Origin of the sequence: Streptomyces sp. NPDC002490 (genome assembly GCF_040296045.1) — a bacterium.
Lineage (GTDB): Bacteria > Actinomycetota > Actinomycetes > Streptomycetales > Streptomycetaceae > Streptomyces.
Window position 1 is genome coordinate 47,917 of sequence record NZ_JBEOWM010000008.1, and the last position, 18,883, is coordinate 66,799.

General features: G+C 72.7%; 18 protein-coding genes. 10 read left to right on the forward strand and 8 right to left on the reverse strand.

Annotated elements, in window-relative coordinates; all coding sequences use genetic code 11:
* Positions 1 to 90 precede the first annotated feature (90 nt).
* From ABT092_RS07275 to ABT092_RS07285, 3 genes are read left to right on the forward strand one after another with little or no spacing between them, the layout of a single operon-like run.
* A complete protein-coding gene (locus ABT092_RS07275; protein WP_351240755.1) occupies positions 91 to 630 on the forward strand; it encodes an SRPBCC family protein in 540 nt (179 codons plus the stop codon).
* Positions 631 to 678: 48 nt separating this feature from the next.
* A complete protein-coding gene (locus ABT092_RS07280) occupies positions 679 to 2,256 on the forward strand; it encodes a class I adenylate-forming enzyme family protein (RefSeq protein ID WP_351240757.1) in 1,578 nt (525 codons plus the stop codon).
* The gene (locus tag ABT092_RS07285; RefSeq protein ID WP_351240759.1) at positions 2,253 to 3,494 is read left to right on the forward strand and encodes an FAD-dependent monooxygenase; all 1,242 of its coding nucleotides are present in this window, start codon (positions 2,253 to 2,255) and stop codon (positions 3,492 to 3,494) included. The genes ABT092_RS07280 and ABT092_RS07285 overlap by 4 nt, the downstream gene beginning before the upstream one ends.
* Before the next feature lie 105 nt (positions 3,495 to 3,599).
* Here the strand turns inward: ABT092_RS07285 and ABT092_RS07290 are convergent, their stop codons facing one another.
* From ABT092_RS07290 to ABT092_RS07315, 6 genes are all read right to left on the reverse strand, one after another.
* The gene (locus tag ABT092_RS07290; RefSeq protein WP_351240761.1) at positions 3,600 to 4,667 is read right to left on the reverse strand and encodes an NsdA family TPR-like regulatory protein; all 1,068 of its coding nucleotides are present in this window, start codon (positions 4,665 to 4,667) and stop codon (positions 3,600 to 3,602) included.
* A gap of 215 nt (positions 4,668 to 4,882) precedes the next feature.
* Positions 4,883 to 5,611 carry an NAD(P)-dependent oxidoreductase gene (locus ABT092_RS07295; protein WP_351240763.1) on the reverse strand — a complete coding sequence of 243 codons (729 nt, stop codon included), beginning with the start codon at positions 5,609 to 5,611 and terminating at the stop codon, positions 4,883 to 4,885.
* Between the two features lie 52 nt (positions 5,612 to 5,663).
* On the reverse strand, positions 5,664 to 6,425 hold the full coding sequence (locus tag ABT092_RS07300; RefSeq protein ID WP_351240765.1) for a class I SAM-dependent methyltransferase: 762 nt from the start codon (positions 6,423 to 6,425) through the stop codon (positions 5,664 to 5,666).
* A 62-nt stretch (positions 6,426 to 6,487) separates the two neighbouring features.
* Positions 6,488 to 7,486, reverse strand: coding sequence for an isopenicillin N synthase family dioxygenase (locus ABT092_RS07305; protein ID WP_351240767.1), 999 nt, complete (start codon positions 7,484 to 7,486; stop codon positions 6,488 to 6,490).
* A 224-nt stretch (positions 7,487 to 7,710) separates the two neighbouring features.
* Positions 7,711 to 8,724: an isopenicillin N synthase family dioxygenase gene (locus ABT092_RS07310; RefSeq protein ID WP_351240769.1), complete on the reverse strand. Its 1,014-nt coding sequence runs from the start codon at positions 8,722 to 8,724 to the stop codon at positions 7,711 to 7,713.
* 32 nt (positions 8,725 to 8,756) lie between these two features.
* Entirely contained in the window at positions 8,757 to 10,247 is a 1,491-nt protein-coding gene (locus ABT092_RS07315; protein WP_351240771.1) for an MFS transporter, read from the reverse strand.
* Between the two features lie 351 nt (positions 10,248 to 10,598).
* Between ABT092_RS07315 and ABT092_RS07320 the strand changes: the two genes are divergently transcribed.
* Positions 10,599 to 11,294 carry a TetR/AcrR family transcriptional regulator gene (locus ABT092_RS07320; protein WP_351240773.1) on the forward strand — a complete coding sequence of 232 codons (696 nt, stop codon included), beginning with the start codon at positions 10,599 to 10,601 and terminating at the stop codon, positions 11,292 to 11,294.
* Positions 11,295 to 11,316: 22 nt separating this feature from the next.
* Here ABT092_RS07320 and ABT092_RS07325 read toward each other — a convergent pair whose 3' ends face one another.
* Positions 11,317 to 11,646 (reverse strand): DUF4326 domain-containing protein, encoded by a 330-nt coding sequence (locus ABT092_RS07325; protein WP_351240775.1) that lies wholly within the window; start codon positions 11,644 to 11,646, stop codon positions 11,317 to 11,319.
* A 51-nt stretch (positions 11,647 to 11,697) separates the two neighbouring features.
* On the reverse strand, positions 11,698 to 12,933 hold the full coding sequence (locus ABT092_RS07330) for an MFS transporter (protein WP_351240777.1): 1,236 nt from the start codon (positions 12,931 to 12,933) through the stop codon (positions 11,698 to 11,700).
* A gap of 169 nt (positions 12,934 to 13,102) precedes the next feature.
* Here ABT092_RS07330 and ABT092_RS07335 point away from each other — a divergent pair, with 169 nt between their 5' ends.
* The 6 genes from ABT092_RS07335 to ABT092_RS07360 all read left to right on the forward strand — a co-directional run bounded on the left by ABT092_RS07335 (position 13,103) and on the right by ABT092_RS07360 (position 18,824).
* A complete protein-coding gene (locus ABT092_RS07335; RefSeq protein ID WP_351240779.1) occupies positions 13,103 to 13,615 on the forward strand; it encodes a MarR family winged helix-turn-helix transcriptional regulator in 513 nt (170 codons plus the stop codon).
* A 294-nt stretch (positions 13,616 to 13,909) separates the two neighbouring features.
* Positions 13,910 to 15,511, forward strand: a complete 1,602-nt coding sequence (locus tag ABT092_RS07340; protein ID WP_351240781.1) for a S8 family peptidase — start codon at positions 13,910 to 13,912, stop codon at positions 15,509 to 15,511.
* Positions 15,512 to 15,696: 185 nt separating this feature from the next.
* Entirely contained in the window at positions 15,697 to 16,974 is a 1,278-nt protein-coding gene (locus tag ABT092_RS07345; RefSeq protein WP_351240783.1) for a DUF4190 domain-containing protein, read from the forward strand.
* Between the two features lie 148 nt (positions 16,975 to 17,122).
* Complete coding sequence (locus ABT092_RS07350) at positions 17,123 to 17,875, forward strand: GntR family transcriptional regulator (RefSeq protein ID WP_351240785.1); 753 nt, start codon at positions 17,123 to 17,125, stop codon at positions 17,873 to 17,875.
* 343 nt (positions 17,876 to 18,218) lie between these two features.
* Complete coding sequence (locus ABT092_RS07355; RefSeq protein ID WP_351240787.1) at positions 18,219 to 18,389, forward strand: SPOR domain-containing protein; 171 nt, start codon at positions 18,219 to 18,221, stop codon at positions 18,387 to 18,389.
* A 45-nt stretch (positions 18,390 to 18,434) separates the two neighbouring features.
* Positions 18,435 to 18,824: a (deoxy)nucleoside triphosphate pyrophosphohydrolase gene (locus ABT092_RS07360; protein WP_351240789.1), complete on the forward strand. Its 390-nt coding sequence runs from the start codon at positions 18,435 to 18,437 to the stop codon at positions 18,822 to 18,824.
* The last annotated feature ends 59 nt before the right edge of the window (positions 18,825 to 18,883 follow it).

Genomic DNA, 18,883 nt, shown 5'->3' on the forward strand with positions numbered 1-18,883 from the left:
GACACCGGAACGCACCGCCGCACCACGCGACCTGACGAATCCACCGGCCGTTTCCTTGTGGGCCCGAAGCGCCCCGGAGAGGATTTCGCCATGACTCCAGGAAAAGGAAAGGCCCCCCTCTTCGAAGCGAGCGTCACCTCCCGCGTCGCCCGGCCGGCCGATTTCGCCTATTCCGTGGTGAGCGATCTCCCGCGCTGCCACGAATGGAGCGCGGAATGCACCGGCGGCACCTGGATCCGCGGTGAACCCGGGGCCCTCGGCTCGGTATTCCTCGGCCACAACTTCCGGAACGCCGACGTGGTTTCCTGGGCTCCGGTGGTCCGGGGGACGTGGACCACGACGGCCCACGTGGTGGCGGCCGAGCCGGCCCGCCGCTTCGCCTGGGCGATGTGCGCCCGGGACGGCCGCGTCCAGGACAGCGTCTGGAGCTACGCCCTCCGCCCCGTCGAGGGCGGGACCGCGCTCACCCACCACTTCCGGATGGGCGAACCGACCGAGGGCATCCGGGGCATCACCGCCGGCATGACCGATGACGAGCGCACCAGGTTCTTCGCGGAGTGGCACGAGAAGCTCCGCGCCGACATGACCGCCACGCTCGACCGCCTCACCACGGTGATCGAAGGCGCCTGACGCACCGCCCGAACCGTCCACCCGCCACCGGCAGATCGAGGTCGACGCATGTTCCTCCAGCGCATGGGAAACCGCGGCATCAGGCTGGGAACGCTCTTCGAGCGCGCAGCCTCCCGGCACCCGGCGAACGTCCTGCTCCTCGACCGGGAACTGGACATCGCCCCGGACCGCGGGCGCATCATGACCGTGACCGAGGTCGCCGACCTCGTGGACGACTTCGGCTCCCGGTTGTGGCGGGCGGGCGCGCGGCCGGGCGACCACGTCGTGGTCCACAAGCGCAACGCGTTCGACATCACCCTCCTCGCGATCGCCGCCGCGCGGATCGGCGCCGTGCCCGTCCTGCTCTCCCCGCACCTCGACGGCGGGACCGTCACCGCGCTGCTGCGCCGGGTCGAGCGCCCGTTCCTGATCACCGACGCGGAGAAGCTGACCGGGGAACTCCCCCCGGAGGTGCACGCGCTCAGCCGCCGGGTGCTGCTGGCCTCCGGCACCGCCGAACACGCCACCCCGCTCGCCGAACTGGCCGGTGCTCCGCGGATACCTGCCATGGCGATGCCGCCCGAGCACCCGACCCTGGTCACCCACACCTCGGGCACCACCGGACTGCCTAAGCTCGCCGTGCACACCTCCTTCGGCCTGGAGGCCCGCTACCGGCCGCAGTCCCTGGCCACCGCCTTCCTGCGCCGGCGCGAACCCGTGGCCATCCACGTGTCGTTCGTGCACTCGCGGCTGTTCACCGCGCTCGCCATCGCCCTGCTCAGGGGCTTCCCCGTGCTGCTGCTGGCCGACGCCGAACCCCGCCGCACCGCCGCGCTGTTCGCCACGCTGCGGCCCGCCGTCCTGGAGGCCCATCCCAACACGTACCTGAGCTGGGAGGAGTTGGCGGACGACCCGCGGCAACCCCTGGCCAACGTCAAGCTCTTCAGCAGCACCTTCGACGCGCTGCACCCGCGCACGGTGCGGACCCTGATCGGAGCCTCCCGCCGGCGCTCGGCCCGCTTCGGCCAGATCTACGGGCAGAGCGAGATCGGCCCGAGCGTCGCCCGGTCCTACGGCAGGCACCGCTCGCCCGACGCCGACGGGCGCTGCGTCGGCATGCCCTTCCCGGGCATGACCAGGGTGCGGGTGGTCAGCCGCGACGGCCGGCGGCCCACCGCCGCTTCCCCGGGGCACATCGAGATCAGCAGCGACGGACGCATCCGCACCTACCTGGGCGAGCAACAGCGCTTCGACGGACAGGCCGCCGAGGAGTGGTGGCGGATGGGCGACCTGGGCTACCGCACCCGCTGGGGCTGTCTGCACCTCACGGACCGCGAAGTGGACGAGATCCCGGGCTTCGGCAGCACCCTCACGGTGGAGGACCGGCTGCTGACCCGGCTCCCGGAGCTGTCCGAGGTGGTGATCGTCCCCGTCGACGGGGGTCCGCCCCGCCCGGTCGTGTGCACCGCGGACGACCGGCCGCTGGACGGGGCCGCCTGGCGCGCCGCCGTCGTGGACCTGCCGCGGATGACCGCTCCGGTGCACTGGCGACGGGCGGACCTCCCCAAGACCGGCACGACCAAGGTCAGGCGGCTGGAACTGGCCCGCCTCCTCGCCGACCCCGGCCCCGGGCAGGACCCGCGATGACGGAGATCGTGGTCGCGGGCGCCGGCATCGGCGGCCTCGCCGCGGCCCTCGGCCTCGCCGCCGCGGGGCACCGGGTGGTCGTCTGCGAGCGCAACGCGGACTTCACCGAACTCGGCGCCGGCATCCAGCTCGCCCCCAACGGACTGCACGCCCTCGCCGCCCTGGGGCTCTCCGACGAGGTCCGCCGGATCGCCGTGCCCGTCGGGGAACTCCGCTTCATGGACGGGGTGTCCGGCGCGCACGTCGTCAGCATGCCCCTGGACGAGCGCTACCGCGCCCGCTTCGGCAACCCCTACGTCGTGGTGCACCGGGGGGAGCTCTACCGGCTGTTGTTGGACGCCTGCCGGGGCGAGCGCCGGATCGCGCTGCGGCCGGCGAGCCCGGTGCACGGCTACGCAGCGGAGGGCGACCGGGTACGGGTGCGGCTGGGGACGGGGCGGGAACTGGTGGCGGACGCGCTCATCGGCGCCGACGGACTGCACTCGACGGTGCGCGCACAACTCGTCGGTGACGGGGAACCGCGCACCGCCGGCATCACGGTCTACCGCTCGATCGTGCCCGTGGAGCGCGTGCCCGGGGAGCTGCGCAGCCGCTCCGTCACCTGGTGGGCGGGGCCGGGCCGGCACTTCGTGCACTATCCGATCGCCGGCGGGCGCTACCTCAACCTGGCCCCCAGCGCGGAGAACCGGCCGACCGGGACCTTCTCCGGACGCCCGGTGGCGGCCTCCGAGGTCCAGGAGGAGTTCGCCGCCCTGTGCCCCGGGGCCCGCCGGTTGCTCCGCCTCGGGACCGAGTGGCGGGCCTGGGTCCTGGTCGACCGGGAACCCGTGACGGTCTGGACCGACGGCCGGGTGGCCCTGCTCGGCGACGCGGCGCACCCGATGCTGCACTACGCGGCGCAGGGGGCCTGTCTGGCCCTGGAGGACGCCGTGGTCCTCGCCGGGCTGTTGCGCTGCGCGCCCGAGCGGATCGGCGCCCGGCTGCTCCGGTACAACGCGGTGCGCCGGGGGCGCACCGCGCGGGTGCACCGGCTGGCACGTGCCAGCATCGGGCTCTGGCACGCACGGGACGAGGCGGCAAGGGCCCGCAACGCGGTGCTGGGCGCGATGTCGGCGGGCGACCTCCACGCGTACGTGGCCTGGTTGCACGGGGAACGGGACTTCGGCGACGGGCAAGGAGGCGACCCGGAACAGGGGGGAGCGGCGCGCCCCGCGGTCGCGGCCGCTGACGCCGAGTGACCGGCCCGCCGGGCCGCACCCCGGCGGGCCGGTGGGGACCGCGCGCCGGACCGCCGTCCGACGCGCGGAAGCCACTACGGGCCCGGAACGTGCGGTGCGCCCCGCTCAGGCCGTCCGTCCGCGCCCCTGCCCCACCGGCTCGGGACGCACGGGGGACGGGTGTTCGCCCTCGCTCCGGTCCCCCCGGGAGGGAGCGCCGCCGCGGCGCACCCCGCCGGCCGCCTTGAGGGTCGGGAACTGTCTGCGCAACTGCTCGTTGAGGCCGTGCAGTCGGGTCGCGTCGCAGCTGGGCGGCGAGTGGAGGACCCGGGGCGCCCCGTCGTCCGTGCCGAAGTCCACGAGCTTGAGGAGCCGCAGGGCCTCCCGCTCGTTGCCGTACTTGGCCAGGTGGTAGCCGAGGCAGGACAGGACGCGCCCGCCCAGACAGCGGTCGTCCGCGAGGGCGGAGGCGCGCAGGGCGCCCAGCAGGTAGCGCTGGGCACGGGCGTACTGGTCCTGCTCCTCCGCCAACCACCCGGCGAGCTGGGCGAGTTCGGCGATGGCCCGGTACAGGCGGCGTCCGGACGGCACGTCGTAGGCGGTCTTCGCGGCGAGTTGGAGCGCCCACCGCAGTTCGTGCACCACGAGGTTCAGCGCCAGGGAGCGGTTCCGCGTGACGCCCAGGGTCGGCAACCGGCCGATGCGGTCCGTGAACACGTCGAGGATCTCGGCCGTGAGCTCGACCCCTTCGGCCCGGGCGGAGCCGGGATGGACCTCCGCGGTCAGCCATCCCACGGCGAGGGAGACCAGGACGGAACCGGGCACCGGTTCACCGGGCGAGGGGGCGGTGCCGTCGGGGATGCCCACGTCCTGTTCGACCAGCGGCGCGAGGATGCGGTCCACGTGCTCCCCCCGCCACGGCGGCCCCAGGCCGGGATCGTCGAACCCGACGGGCACCGGGGATTCGTGCTCCGGCCATATCTGGCTGACAACGACCACCCTGCCCAGGTGTTCCGACAGCACTATGGCGACGAACTCGGACACCTGGCCCCGGGGAAACGCCCCCTTGGTCCAGCCGTAGGGCGCCTTGAGACTGACGGTCCCCCTGCCGTAGCGCCGGTTGATTTCACGTGCCAGACGCTCGGGCGACCAATGCAGGCTCTTGAGGAGAACCGCGAGCTCGGATCTTTGCACACTGATTCCTCTTTCCCTGTGAATTCCTGCCGAACACCTGTGCCAATGCCGCTGCCCTTCGACATCGCTGTACACGACCAGTATTGCTGTTGGGCTTCGACGACAGGTTCGGATCAAGCCGTTCACCGAGCGGGCGACCGCGGGGTGGGGGGGAAGTGCGCCCACAGCGATACCACCCTCCGAGGAGGGTGGTATCGCCCTTCATGGCCGGGAGCCTACTTGTGACCCCAGGAACCCATGTGCAGCACTTCCTTCTTCCAGACGTCCTTGAAGTTCGGCACTCCCTCGGTGGTGAAAACCGAGATGACGGAGCGCTGATAGCTGTTCTCCGTCACTGCCCGCAGCAGTGAGTGCGCGAGGTCGATGCGCGCGGTGTAGAGGCCGGGGGACTCGGGGGGCGCGAAGCGGTAATTGCTGACCGTGTCGGTGTTGTAGAGCGCGGACGGCCGGATGACGGTCCACTCCAGGTCCGTCGCCGCGACGATCCGCTCCATGCGGACCATGTCCTCGTACAGGGTCCGCCCCAGGGTGGTCAGGATCGGGAAGACCAGCCTGCGGTAGGCGAACCGCTCGTACAGCGGCTTCTCGCCGCCCGCCCGACCGGAGTAGGCGCCCAGCATGCGCGAGGTCACGCAGACCAGTCGCTTGACCCCGTGCTCGGCCATCCCGTCCGTGATGTGGGTGATGCCCTGGGACATGACCGTCACCGGGCGCTGGGTGTACGCCACGCCGAGGATCGAGGCCACCGCGTCCTGGCCGGCCACCGCCGCCCGTACGGCGTCCCGGTCGTAGGCGTCCGCCTCCACGACGCGCAACTGGGGGTCCGCCAGGGGGAAGGCGTCCGGGCGCCGCACGGCGGCGGTCACCGTGTGGCCTGCGTCGAGCGCCATCTGCACGAGGTGGCGTCCGGTCGAGCTGTTCGCTCCGAATACAGCGAGCTTCACGTGGTTCTCCGACTTGGATGAGGTGCTGGCTGGGCGTGCGGGGGCCGTCGGGTCAGGGCTTGACGGCGGTGTAGAGGGCGAACGGCGGGTTGGCGACGAAGGGGGCCCAGTACCCCTTCTCGGACATGCCGGCCAGGTGGCCGGGGGCGCGGTTGGGCAGCCGCTGCACGTCCACGAAGCCCGCCTTCTCCAGCGCCGTCTCGGTGGTTCCGGCGGGCCAGAAGAAGCCGTCGAAGCCCACGTGGGGCTCGACGTCCATCTCGATGTGGACCACCTGGCGGTCGCCGTGCTTCTCCTTGGGGGTGAGGGAGAGGCCGTAGCGCGGGTAGACGGACATGCCCTCCAGGTCGATGTCCGGGTTGGCGCACAGGGCCACCAGGGTCCCGCCGGAGACCAGGTTCTGGGCGCAGCGGGCGGCCATCTCCCGGTACTCGTCGGCGTCCTTGGCGTGGACGAAGGCCCAGATGGGCGCGACCACGTCGAACTCGCCGAGGACCGGCAACTCGGCCGCGTCGACCGCCTGGTAGGTGATCCCGAGGGGCTGCTCCTCCTCGATCGTCCGGGCCACGTCGACCATGCTCTGCTCCAGGTCGACCCCGACGACCCGGGAGGCCCCCAGGCGCTTGAATATGCGCGAGTAGTAGCCGGTGCCGCAGGCCACGTCCAGCACCCGCTTGCCGGTCAGGTCGGGCAGGCCGGACAGCAGGGTCTCCCGCTCGGCGAAGGCGTAGGGGAGGTTCTTGACGTTGTCGTACTGACTGCTCGACGCCTGGTACTGCTCGCTGATCCGGTCGTGGTGGGCGCTCTTCTGCATGGGGACTGCCTTCCTGGGTAGCGGACGTCGTCCGGTGTGCCGGAAACGGAACGGACGGGGGCTCAGCTGAGGATCTTCCGGACCTTGCGCGACACCCAGTCGCCGACGGTCACGGTGTCGAACCGCTCGATCGAGGACGAGTCGGTGAACGGCCGCATGGGTTGGATGGTGGCGTCGTGGTTGGGGAGGTAGAAGAAGGGGATGGTGAGGCGGGAGGTGGTGTCGTGGGTGGGTGGGTTGGTGACGCGGTGCATGGTGGAGACCCAGCGTCCGCCGGTCCAGAGGGCCATGAGGTCGCCGATGTTGACGACGAGGCTGTGGGGGACGGCGGGGATGTCGCGCCAGGTGTTGGTTCCTTGGCGGACTTGGAGTCCGGTGCGGTCGTGTTGTTGGTGGAGGATGGTGAGGCTGCCGAAGTCGGTGTGGGGGCCTCGGCGGAGTTGGCCGGGGAGGGGCGGTTGGTGTTGTGGGGGGTAGTAGTTGGCGGCGATGGATGAGCCGTGGTGGTCGAACTTGTCTTCGAAGTGGTTTTCGGGGAGGTCGAGGGCGCGGGCGAACAGGCGCATGAGGTCGGCGGCGAGTTCGGTCATGGCGGCGAGGTAGGCGTGCCAGGTCTCGCGGAACCCCTCCGGCCGCCGCGGCCAGGTGTTCCGGTGCGTCCAACTGGCCCACTCGCCGCCGAGTCGGCTGCGTTGTTCCTCGTCGAGTTCGCCGGTGACGTGGGCGGCGAAGGTCTCGCACAGGTCCGGCGGAGTCTCCTGGTCCAGGCTGCGGGCCAGGGTCCCGCCCGCCCGGCGGTAGCCGGACACGCCCGGCCGGGCGGCGACCGCGTCCTTTTCCTCGTCGGGCAGCTCGAAGAAGTCGTTGGTCGAGGTGAACATGCGGTCGACGAGTTCCTGCTCCACGCCGTGGTCGACGACGACGAAGAACCCGGACGTGCGCAGTGCGTTGCCGATGGCCTCGGCGAGCGACGCGCGCCCGCGGGGGGTGCCCTTGGAGGAAAGGTCGATGACCGGAACGAATCCATCGGTCACGGTGACGGTCGATCGGTCACTGCTCACGATTTCCCTTTCTGTCGGGCGACCCATTTCGACACTAGGTCGTCCATGGGTCGCTCGCCACGCTCCGTTGCTGAATCTGTCAACTCATGTGGTGGGAGGGTGAATTAATCTCTTGATTTCTTGATGCTTTTGACCGGCGGCGGCATCGGGAATTCGTTCCGGCGGGCCGCCGCGGCACGGGCTGCGAATTGCAGGGGCGGGCGGGTGGTGCCGGTCTTCTTTTGTCAGGAGGCCCCGGAGAACAGCTTCCGCAGCTTGCGGGACATCCACTCGCCGGCGATGACCCCGCCGCCGCCCTCCGCTCCGAGGAGGTCGCCCGCCACGGACGTGTACATGGGTTGGATGGTGGCGTCGTGGTTGGGGAGGTAGAAGAAGGGGATGGTGAGGCGGGAGGTGGTGTCGTGGGTGGGTGGGTTGGTGACGCGGTGCATGGTGGAGACCCAGCGTCCGCCGGTCCAGAGGGCCATGAGGTCGCCGATGTTGACGACGAGGCTGTGGGGGACGGCGGGGATGTCGCGCCAGGTGTTGGTTCCTTGGCGGACTTGGAGTCCGGTGCGGTCGTGTTGTTGGTGGAGGATGGTGAGGCTGCCGAAGTCGGTGTGGGGGCCTCGGCGGAGTTGGCCGGGGAGGGGCGGTTGGTGTTGTGGGGGGTAGTAGTTGGCGGCGATGGATGAGCCGTGGTGGTCGAACTTGTCTTCGAAGTGGTTTTCGGGGAGGTCGAGGGCGCGGGCGAACAGGCGCATGAGGTCGGCGGCGAGTTCGGTCATGGCGGCGAGGTAGGCGTGCCAGGTCTCGCGGAACCCCTCCGGCCGCCGCGGCCAGACGTTCGCCAGGGTCCAGGTGGCCCACTCGCCGCCGAGTCGGCTGCGTTGTTCCTCGTCGAGTTCGCCGGTGACGTGGGCGGCGAAGGTCTCGCACAGGTCCGGCGGGGCCTGCTGGTCCAGGCTGCGCGCGGTGCTGTCGGCCTGCCGACGGAAGCCGGAGACGCCCGGCCGGTGCGCCGACCGGTCCTTCTCCTGCGCGGGCAGTTCGAAGAACTCGTGGGTCACCGCGAACATGCGGTCGACGAGTTCCTGCTCCACGCCGTGGCCGACGACCACGAAGAACCCGGAACCGACGCACGCCCGGTCGATCGCCGCGGCGATCGCGCGCCGTCCCGGTTCGGTCCGCCTGGTGGACAGGTCGATGACGGGGACGAAGCCGTCGGAGACCTCGGTGGTCACCCCGGTGCCGGACATTCCCGTGCTCCTCTCCTCGTTGCCGGGTGCGGCTAGTTCGACGTCTGGGCGGCCGGAGTGGACCGGGGTGTGCGTCCGCCGTTGCGGGAGAGCAGTCCGACCAGGACCGCGCCGCCGACCAGGATGCCGAAGGCGACCCAGAGGGCCACCGCGTATCCGTGCACGGTGGCGGCGTGGACGTCCTCGGTCCGGTTCCCCCGGTCGGCGAGGTAGGCGGTCGTGACGGTGGTGGCGATGGAGTTGAGCAGGGCGGTGCCGAAGGCGGCGCCCACCTGCTGCACCGTGTTGTAGGCCGCGGAGGCGACCCCCGCCTCGTCGCGGTCCAGCTCCGCGGTCGCCCGGTTGGTGGCCACCGCGAGCAGGCAGCCCAGGCCGATCCCCGTCAGGACCATGGCGGGGATCAGGTACAGCGGGAGCACCCCGGTGCTGTCCACCTCCAGTTGGGTGAGCACCAGCATGCCGAGGGCGGAGGAGAGCAGGCTCCCCGAGATCAGCGTGCTCGGGGCGAGTCGGCGCTGGAGCGCCGCGGCGATCACCATCGCGCCCACGGTGGTGCTGACGGCGTTGACGAGCAGCGTCAGGCTCGCCTTCACCGGCGAGTAGCCGAGGACGGTCTGGGTGTAGTAGCTGACGAAGAGGTAGAAGCCGAACATCGCCAGGTACATCACGAAGACGGAGAGGAAGGCCACCGCCCGCGTCCGGTGCAGGACGATGTGGAGCGGCAGCAGTGCGCGGGGCGACCTGGCCTCCGTCAGCACGAACAGGACGAGCAGCACGGTGCCGACCGCGAGCAGGGCCAGCACCCGGGGGTCGCCCCAACCGTGCGGCTCGGCCTGGGAGAAGCCGTAGACGAGGGCGACCAGGCCGGACGCGCTCAGCAGCACCCCCGGGATGTCCAGGTGGCGCAGGTCCCCGGTGGGCCGGTCGCGCATCAGGAACGGCACCCCGGCCAGGGCGAGCAGGGCCAGGGGGACGTTGATGTAGAGGCACCAGCGCCAGTCGGCGTACTCGGTGAGCAGCCCGCCGGCGAAGACCCCGAGCGCCGCCCCGCCGGCGCCGACCCCGGCGAAGACGCCGAAGGCCCTCCCGCGTTCCTTGGGGTCGGTGAAGGTGAGGATCAGCAGGGAGAGGGCCGCCGGTGCCAGCAGCGCGGCGAAGACGCCCTGGCCGGCCCGGGCGGCGAACAGGACGGCCGCGCTGTCGGTCGCGCCGCCGAGCCCCGAGGCGATGGCGAAGCCGATCAGGCCGATGACGAAGGAACGGTGGTGGCTCAGGGCGCTGCTGACCCGTCCGCCGAGGAGGAGGAGGCCGCCGAAGGCCAGGGCGTACGCCGTGATCGCCCAGTGCCGGTCGGTGTCCGTCACGCCGAGGTCGTGCTGGATCGAGGGCAGGGCGATGTTCACGATGGTCGCGTCCAGGACGACCGTCAGTTGGGCGAGGCTGATGACGGAGAGGGCCCACCAGCGCTTCGAGGGCCGTTTCGCCGTCGCGGGGACGTCCTGCCGGGTTTGTGTCACGATCACTCACACTATGGTCGGGAGACTCGAACGTTGGTCTAGTGAGTGCCCGACTCTACTACAGCTCCCCGCCCGGGGCCGGGGAACCGAGGGCCGGGAATGAGCCGTCTTGCGCGACAAGTAGGGCTGTGACGAGGGGAGTTGGTGAATGTCTGGGAACGGCGCGCGGCGCGGGCCAGGGGGGCGGAGGGCTTGGGAGGGGGAGTGCACGGTGCCCGTGCGCCGGTGTGAACGCCGGCCCTCGGGGCGGAGGCCGGGGCGGAGACCGGGTCCGGTCGTGCAAGACTCGCAGGGTTCGATGAGGCGTCGGCGGGCCACCTGCACCCGCGGACGACCGGGATGCGGAGGTGGCCGGAGATGAGCACGGAGAGTCGAGCGGGGGCGAGGGGCCGGAACGTGTGGCTCAGACCCTCGCGCAGCGCGGGCCAGGAGCCGCCGCTCACCCGGGAGCGCATCGTCGCGGCGGCCGTCGCCCTGCTGGACGAGGAGGGCATGGGCCGTCTGACGATGCGTCGACTGGCCGAGCGGCTCCAGGCGGGCGCCACCACCCTCTACTGGCACGTGGCGACGAAGGACGACGTCATCGACCTCGCGATCGACGAGATCTTCGGCGAGTCCAGGGTGCCGGACCGGCACTCCGACGACCCGCGGGCAGACATCACCGTGCTGGTCAACGACTGGCGCCGGGCGATGCTGCGGCACCCCTGGGCGGCCGAGGTGCCCTCGCGGCAGCGACCGCTCATGGGCCCGAACTTCCTCGCCTGGATGGAGTTCCTCCAGTCGGCCCTGGTGCGCGCGGGATTGACGGGAAAGCGACTCAACGCCGCGACCTGGGCGCTGTACAACCACGTCATGGGGGCCACCGCCACCCAGTCCAGCATGCAGTTCTCCGCCGAGGAGACCCGTCTGGGCCAGGAGTACCTGCGGAGCCGGCGGGACCGGTTCCCCACCGTCGCGGCCAACAACTACATCGCCGACGACGACTGGGACACCAACTTCGAGATCGGGTTGAACTTCCTGCTCGACGGCATGGAGGCGGCCGCACGGGGCTGAGGCGCCCCCGTCCCCGACCGCCCTACGCGCCGCCCCCGCCCGAGGGTCCCGCGTCCGCCAGTTCGGCGATGACCTGGGCGTGGCAGGGCAGCGGGAGGCACCAGCAGCCGAGGCGGTGACCGCGCAGGTCCGGGAGGAGGGCCAGCAGGTCGGGGCGGGACAGCAGGTGCGCCCGGTACTTGACGAGCATCTCCTCGCGGGTGAGGTCCGGACCGGGGTGGTAGGGGCTGGCCAGCGGGGAGGCGGCCAGGTGCCAGCCGCCCCGGTGCATGGCCCGGCCCACGTAGACGACGTCCTCGTACCTGGGGTCGTCCCGGTGGCCCTTCAGGTTCACGACCGTGGTGCGCTTCACGTACGTCATGGTGCCGCGCCGGCGTGCGGTCGGCATCCGCACGGGCGCGGGTCAGCCGAGCACCAGGACGGTGGCGATGCCCGGTCCGATCGCCCCGCCCAACTGGTACACCAGGGTGAACAGGCCGATTGCGGTGGGGCGCAACGGCTCGGGGGCGGAGTGCGCGGCGTGCACCGACAGGGCCGCGTTGGCGGAGGTCGCGGTGAAGACGGAGGCGCCGGCCGCCACCAGCAGCAGCCACGCGGAGCCGCTGAGCGTCGCCGTGGTCAGGGCGGCGGCGGTCACCGCGAGCAGTGCCAGCCGGATCGCGGTGCGGCTCGCCCGGTGGGCCACCGCGGTCAGCGCCCAGGTCAGCGCCGACCCCGTGACCAGGGCGACGAGTTGGCCGGTGCCGATCGACGGGGTCGACCAACCGGCCCGGTCGGAGATCAGGCGGGGCACCGCGAACAGCAGCACGAAGTACTGGACCGAGCAGAGCGCGATCAGGGCGCAGGAGACGACGAAGGTCCGGCTGCGCAGCACCGCCCGCGGTACGAAGCCGTCCGGGCGCCGTCGGACGTGGTGGGCGAGCAGGGCCAGGAACGCCGCCCCGGCGCCCAGGGCGGGGGCCGGGGCCACCGGCACCAGGGCCAGCGAGGAGGCCAGCGCGGCCAACAGCAGCGCGCCGCGCCCGTCGAACGGGTCGGTCGCCGTCGGCGCGGGGCGGGCGTACCGCAGGACGGCGGGCACGGCGAGCAGGGGGAGGGCCGAGACGGCGAGCGCCAGTCGCCAGGAGACGGCGTCGGACAGATGGGCGCCGGCCAGCGGTCCGGCCGCGCCGAGCGCCCCGAAGCCGGCGGTGAGCGCGCCCATGCGCCGGGTGGTGCCGGCGAGGCCCATCGCCACGGTGACCATGCCGGCGCCGCCGGCGCCCTGGGCGGCCCGTCCGACGAGGGCGAGCGGCAGCCAGGGGGCCACCGCGAGCAGCGCCGTGCCGGCGGCCAGGAGCGCGGTGCTCAGGAACAGCGCGGTGCGCATCCCGCGGCGCCGCAGCAGTCCGGCGATCAGGGGGGTGCCGACCGCCATCGCCACCGCGAAGGTGGTGGCGAGCCAGGCGGCGGAGCGGACGTCGGTGTCGAAGGCGGCGGCGATGTCGGGGAGCGTCAGCACCAGGACGTTGGCGCCGACGGCGGTGGGGGCGGCGAGGAGGACGAGCCAGAGGACGGGGGCCGGGCCGCGGGGCGGGGGCGCGGCGGGCGGCAGGAGGCGGGCGGTCCGTCGTGCGGGCGGGCGGGTCTGCCTGGACATGGTCAGCGGCCCCATTCTCTTAAGATTGGGAATCTCAATGTTAAGAGAAAACCGGTTTCGCTTTCCCGGTGTCAAGCCGTCGTGTTGGGATGGCCCGTGCGCCCCGTCGATCGACGGGGGCGGAGCGGCGGTCGGGCCCGGGCGGGCCGGGCGGGCGGAAGGGACGGGCATGACGGACTGGGTCGACGGGGTCATCGGGCAGTGGGGGCGGGAGCGCCCCGATCTGGAGGGGGCCCTCGATCCGATCGAGGTCCTGGTGCGCGTGCAGCGCCTGCACCGCCTGCTGGAACGGGAGCTCAAGTCTTTCTTCGCCGAACACGACCTGGAGCCCGGCGAGTTCGACGTGCTGGCCTCGCTGCGCCGGTCCGGCCCGCCCTACGCGCTGACCGCCGGGGCGTTCCTCAAGGTGTCCATGGTGACCTCGGGGGCGATCACCAACCGGATCGACCGGATGGAGGCCAAGGGGCTGGTGGAGCGGGTCCGGGACGTCGGCGACCGACGCACCGTCCGCATCCGGCTCACCGACCGCGGGCTCCGGCTGACCGACCGGGTGTTGCCCGCACACCTCGACAACTACGCGCGGCTGCTCGCGCCGTTGGAGCCGGCCGAGCGGGACCGGGTGGCCGCCGCGCTGCGCACCCTCCTGGAGGCCCACGGGGACACCGCGCCGCCCCTGGGGTGACCCCGCTCGGACGGCGGCGCCGGCGTGTGTGCCGCAGGTGACGCGGGCGTGACGGCTGACGGTTCGTCATGTCGGGAGTGTGGCCGCCGCGTGAAATGCGCGCAGGGCCCTTGTGGGACACCGGGCGGGCGAACAATCATTCCTCGGGCAGCCGTTTGACATGACCCTGTCGCGTCTGCCCGTTCCCCCGGGCGGTCGCCGTCCTCGCCCCGCGCACCCCGGTGCCCGGTGGCGGGGCCGTCGACCGCACGCGCACCACCCCACTCGGCTCCATCGATGAGGAGGAACCCTCGGATGGCACTGCACCACGATGCCGGGCACCGCACCCCCGACCCCGCGCGGCGCAGAAGGCTCGGCACCCTGGGAGCCGTCGCCGCGGCGGCCCTCGCCCTCGGCGGCCTCACCGCACCCGCGGCCACCGCGGCGCCCGAACCGGCGCAAGGGCGCATCCTGAACGCCGGCGCCCCCGGCACGATCGACAACAGCTACCTGGTGACCCTGCGCCCCGGTGAGGCCCGCGCCGGTTCGGCGGCCGGCAAGGCGCTCGCCCGCGAGTACGGGGCGGAGATCGAACGCACCTACTCCAAGGCGCTCAACGGCTACGCGGTCAACCTCTCCGAGGCCCAGGCCAAGCGGTTCGCCGCCGACCCGGCAGTGGCCAGCGTCTCGCAGAACCGCACCTTCACCACCACCGCCACCCAGGTCAACCCGCCCTCCTGGGGCCTGGACCGGATCGACCAGCGCAACCTGCCGCTGGACGGCAGGTACACCTATCCGGACGCGGCCGGACAGGGCGTCACCGTGTACGTCGTCGACACCGGCGTGCGCGTCTCGCACAGCGACTTCGGCGGCCGGGCCGCCGACGGCTACGACGCCGTCGACAACGACAACGTCGCCCAGGACGGCCACGGCCACGGCACCCACGTCGCCGGCACCGTCGCGGGCACCGCGCACGGGGTCGCCAAGAAGGCCAAGGTCGTGGGCGTCCGGGTGCTCAACAACTCCGGCTCCGGCACCACCGCACAGGTCGTCGCGGGCATCGACTGGGTCGCCCGCAACGCCGTCAAGCCCGCGGTGGCCAACCTGAGCCTCGGCGGCGGCCCGGACGCCACCCTCGACGCGGCGGTGCGCGGCGCCATCGCCTCCGGCGTGACCTTCGCGGTGGCGGCCGGCAACTCCAACGCCAACGCCTCGAACTACTCCCCGGCCCGGGTCGGCGAGGCCCTCACGGTGGGCTCCACCACCAACACCGACGCCCGCTCCTCCTTCTCCAACTACGGCTCGGTGGTGGACCTGTTCGCGCCGGGCACCTCGATCACCTCCACCTGGAACACCAACGACACGGCCACCAGCACCATCTCGGGCACCTCGATGGCCAGCCCGCACGTGGCGGGCGCCGCCGCGCTGTACCTCCAGGCCAACCCGACGGCCACGCCCGCCCAGGTCTCCGCCGCCCTGGTCTCCGCCGCCACCTCCGGGGTGGTCACCAACCCGGGCACCGGTTCGCCCAACCGCCTGCTGTACGTGGGCGGCGGCACCACCAACCCGCCCGGCCCGCGGTTCCAGAACCTCGACGACCACGCGATCGCGGACCACGCCACCGCCGAGTCGCCGATCGCGGTCAGCGGGGTGAACGGCAACGCACCGGCCTCCCTCGGGGTCGAGGTGGCCGTCCAGCACACCTACATCGGTGACCTCCAGGTCCAGTTGGTGGCGCCGGACGGCACCGCCTACACCCTGAAGGCGTACGGGGACGGCGGTTCCGCCGACAACATCAACACCACCTACGCGGTGAACGCCTCCGCCGAGGTCGCCAACGGCACCTGGAAGCTCCGGGTCAGCGACAACGCCTCCGCGGACGTCGGCAAGATCGACTCCTGGGCGCTCCAGTTCTGACGCCCGGCGGGCCGAGCGGGCCCGCCCGCTGAACCCTCACCACCCCGGCCCCGTCGCCGGCCCCCGCGGCCGACGGCGGGGCCGGGGCACGCCGCCGACCGGGCGCCACCACGGCCCGCATACGATGCGTGGTCCGTGCACCGTCACGGCAACCCCCGGCGTCCGTCCCACCCCAGGAGCCCCCGTTGTCGATACCTCCGCCGCCCGGCCCGGGCGCTCCCGAGCCCGGGAACCAGGGCGGCAACCCGTTCGCGCCCCCGGGGCCCGGGCACCCGACGCAGGGGCCCACCGGGCCGTACGGCCCGCCGGGGCAGGCGCCCACCGGGCCGTACGGAGCCCACCCCCCGGGGCCCGGCGGGGGGTACGGGACCTGGCCCCCGCCGCACGTCCCGTACGTGCGTCCGCCGGTCAACGGGTTCGCGATCGCGGCGCTGGTCCTCGGCATCCTGTGCGTCCCCCTCGTCGGCCTGGTGTTCGGCGTCCTCGCCCTGCTCCGCATCCACCGGACCGGTGAACGGGGCAAGGGGATGGCGATCTGGGGCGTCGTGCTGTCCGGCGGGAGCCTGGTCCTCTGGGGGCTCGCCGTCCTCGGGGCCCTCTCGGAGGGGTGGGACGCGGCGTCGGACGCCGCCCGACCGGTGTTCACCGTCGCCACCGGCGAGTGCTTCACGGTCCGGGACGGGGACCTGATCGGCGTCGCCGAGGACGTCGACGAGGAGCCGTGCGGCGGCCCGCACGACGGCGAGGCGTTCAGCACCTTCCGGATGGACGACGCCCCCGGGGACCCGTACCCCGGGGAGGAGGCGATCGTCGACCGGGCCGACGCCGAGTGCACCGCGCTGCGCCCCGCGTACGCCATGGACTCCTGGGCGCTCCCCCCGCACGTCGAGGTCTACTACTTCACGCCCACCCGGGAGGGTTGGGAGCTCGGCGACCGTCAGATCACCTGCATGTTCGGGCACGAGGACGCCGGGCAGCAGTTGACCGGGTCGCTGCGCAACGACGGGACGGTGCTCGACCGCCGCCAGCGCGCGTTCCTGGAGGTGGCCCGTCCGGTGGAGGAGGCGTTGTTGGCGCCCCCCGAGGCGACCTACGTCGAGAACGACCTGCCGGGGCACCGGAAGTGGGCCGCCGAGGTCGCCCGGGCCATGGGCCGCCAGGTGACGCGGCTGTCCGAAGCGGGCTGGTCGAAGGAGGGGGCCGGGCCCGTGACCGCCTATGCGGAACGGGTCGACGCGGCGCGCGCGGAGTGGGACCGCGCGGCCCGGGCCGAGGACGCGGAGACCTTCTACGTGCACCTCGACACCGCCCTGGAGCTGAGCGACCCCGCCCTGGCGGTGCCCTCCCGGGCGGCCCTGGGGCTCGGCACGACCCCGCCCCGGGAGTTGGTCGACGTGCTGGGCGATCCCGAGGGGGCGGCGGGTTCCGACGGTGCGGGCCCGGGGGCCGGGGCCGCGGTCTGAGCCCCCCGACCGGAGCCCTCCGCCATACCCGGGTGAAGCGCTGAGTAACGGCATGTCATCACTTCGAGTGATTCCCTGGCCTTCACTTGCCCCCGGGCACCCACGGTTGCGAACCTGTCGCCGTGCGTGAACCCGATGGGAGGGCCCAGTGGTGTTCGGTGACCAGCCCGCGTACCTGCGGGTCGCGGGTGAGCTGCGCAAGAAGATCGTCGACGGTGTGCTGCCGCCGCACACCCGGCTCCCCTCGCAGGCCAAGATCCGCGAGGAGTACGGGGTGTCCGACACCGTCGCCCTGGAGGCCCGCAAGGTGCTGATGGCGGAGGGCCTGGTCGAGGGGCGGTCCGGCTCGGGGACGTACGTGCGCGAGCGGCCCCGACCCCGGCGCATCGCCCGCTCCGGCTACCGGGCGGCGGATGGGGCCACCTCCTTCACCCAGGAGCAGGCGGACGGTTCCCCGTACGGGGCGTGGGAGTCCCACAGCGAGCAGTCCGCCGCCGAGGCGGACGTGGCCGGCCGGCTGGGCATCGACCCCGGTGACCGGGTGATGCGCACCCGGTACGTCTACCGCGACGGCTGCGAGCCGCTGATGCTCGCCACCTCCTGGGAGCCGTTGGCCCTCACCGGGCGGACGCCGGTGATGCTGCCCGAGGCGGGCCCGCTCCGCGGCACGGGGGTGGTGCGTCGGATGTCGGCGATCGACGTGGTGGTGGACAACGTGACAGAGGAGGTCGGGGCCCGTCCGGGGCAGGCGGACGAACTGCTCGCCCTCGGCGGGGTCCCCGGGCACGTGGTGCTGGAGATCCGCCGGACCTTCTACGCCTCCGGCCGGGCCGTGGAGACGGCCGATCTGGTGGTCCCCGCCGACCGCTACCGGGTGGCCTACCACCTGCCGGTGCGTTAGGTCCCGTCCGCCGGTCGGTTCCGGCCGATCTGACGGCACGTGGGTGCGGTGCGAGGTGCGGGGAGTTGTGCGTTGATGCGTCGGGGGTGGGGAGTTCTGTGTGGATGCAGGGTGCGGAGCGGCGGCTCCAGGGGCCGTCCAGGACGTTCGGCGGGCGCACCCGGGGGGACGGAGGGTGCGTGCGCCGGCTCGTGCAACGGTCCCCATGGCCGGTTGCACCCCTCTTTGGGGAAAGTCATCACCGCTCAGTGAAGGTCGGGCGTAGGCTCGGGCATATGCGGATTGCGGTTTCCTCGGTGGCCGGGGTACGGAACGGGCCACGGGGAGAAGGGGGAGGGGCGCCATGACCGAGAGCGCGGCCACGATGCCCTGGCTCGTCATACGGGAGGACGACAACGGCAACCGCTATCGCGTGGGCCGGTACGCCACGCGGGCGGAGGCCCAACAGGTCGCCGACCGCCTGCACGCCCGGGAGCAACGCCAGCTCTACTGGGTGGAACGCGTGGCCCCGTAGCCGCCGCCACCGGCTCGATCCCCCGGGTCCCGTAGGCTCCGGGGCGTGGAAGAGCGCGTGGTGGTCGTCGCCGGGGCCCTGTACGACGGTGAGCGGTTGCTGGCCGCGCGGCGCAGCGCTCCGGCGGAACTGGCGGGCCGCTGGGAGTTGCCCGGGGGCAAGGTCGAACCGGGGGAGCCGCCCGCCGCGGCCCTGGTCCGCGAACTGCGCGAGGAACTCGGCGTGGAGGCCGGGGAGCTGGAGCGGGTGCCCGGCGAGTGGCCGCTGGCCCCCGGATACGTCCTTCGGGTGTGGACCGCCCGCCTCCTCGCCGGTGAGCCCCGACCGCTCCAGGACCACGACGAGGTGCGCTGGCTGGGGCCGGACGAGGTGTGGTCCGTCGACTGGCTGGATCAGGACGTGCCCGCGGTGCGGGAAGTGCTCCGGGGGCGCTGAGCGCGGGGGCCGTGCACCACATCGCCCTCTTGACGGTATCTTTGCCTGCTCGTTCCGTT

Coding starts and splice junctions, on each gene's coding strand:
- ABT092_RS07275 (WP_351240755.1), top strand. CDS start 91: ATGACTCCAGGAAAAGGAAAGGCCCCCCTCTTCGAAGCGAGCGTCACC.
- ABT092_RS07280 (WP_351240757.1), top strand. CDS start 679: ATGTTCCTCCAGCGCATGGGAAACCGCGGCATCAGGCTGGGAACGCTC.
- ABT092_RS07285 (WP_351240759.1), top strand. CDS start 2,253: ATGACGGAGATCGTGGTCGCGGGCGCCGGCATCGGCGGCCTCGCCGCG.
- ABT092_RS07300 (WP_351240765.1), bottom strand. CDS start 6,425: ATGCAGAAGAGCGCCCACCACGACCGGATCAGCGAGCAGTACCAGGCG.
- ABT092_RS07310 (WP_351240769.1), bottom strand. CDS start 8,724: ATGTCCGGCACCGGGGTGACCACCGAGGTCTCCGACGGCTTCGTCCCC.
- ABT092_RS07320 (WP_351240773.1), top strand. CDS start 10,599: ATGAGCACGGAGAGTCGAGCGGGGGCGAGGGGCCGGAACGTGTGGCTC.
- ABT092_RS07330 (WP_351240777.1), bottom strand. CDS start 12,933: ATGTCCAGGCAGACCCGCCCGCCCGCACGACGGACCGCCCGCCTCCTG.
- ABT092_RS07335 (WP_351240779.1), top strand. CDS start 13,103: ATGACGGACTGGGTCGACGGGGTCATCGGGCAGTGGGGGCGGGAGCGC.
- ABT092_RS07340 (WP_351240781.1), top strand. CDS start 13,910: ATGGCACTGCACCACGATGCCGGGCACCGCACCCCCGACCCCGCGCGG.
- ABT092_RS07355 (WP_351240787.1), top strand. CDS start 18,219: ATGACCGAGAGCGCGGCCACGATGCCCTGGCTCGTCATACGGGAGGAC.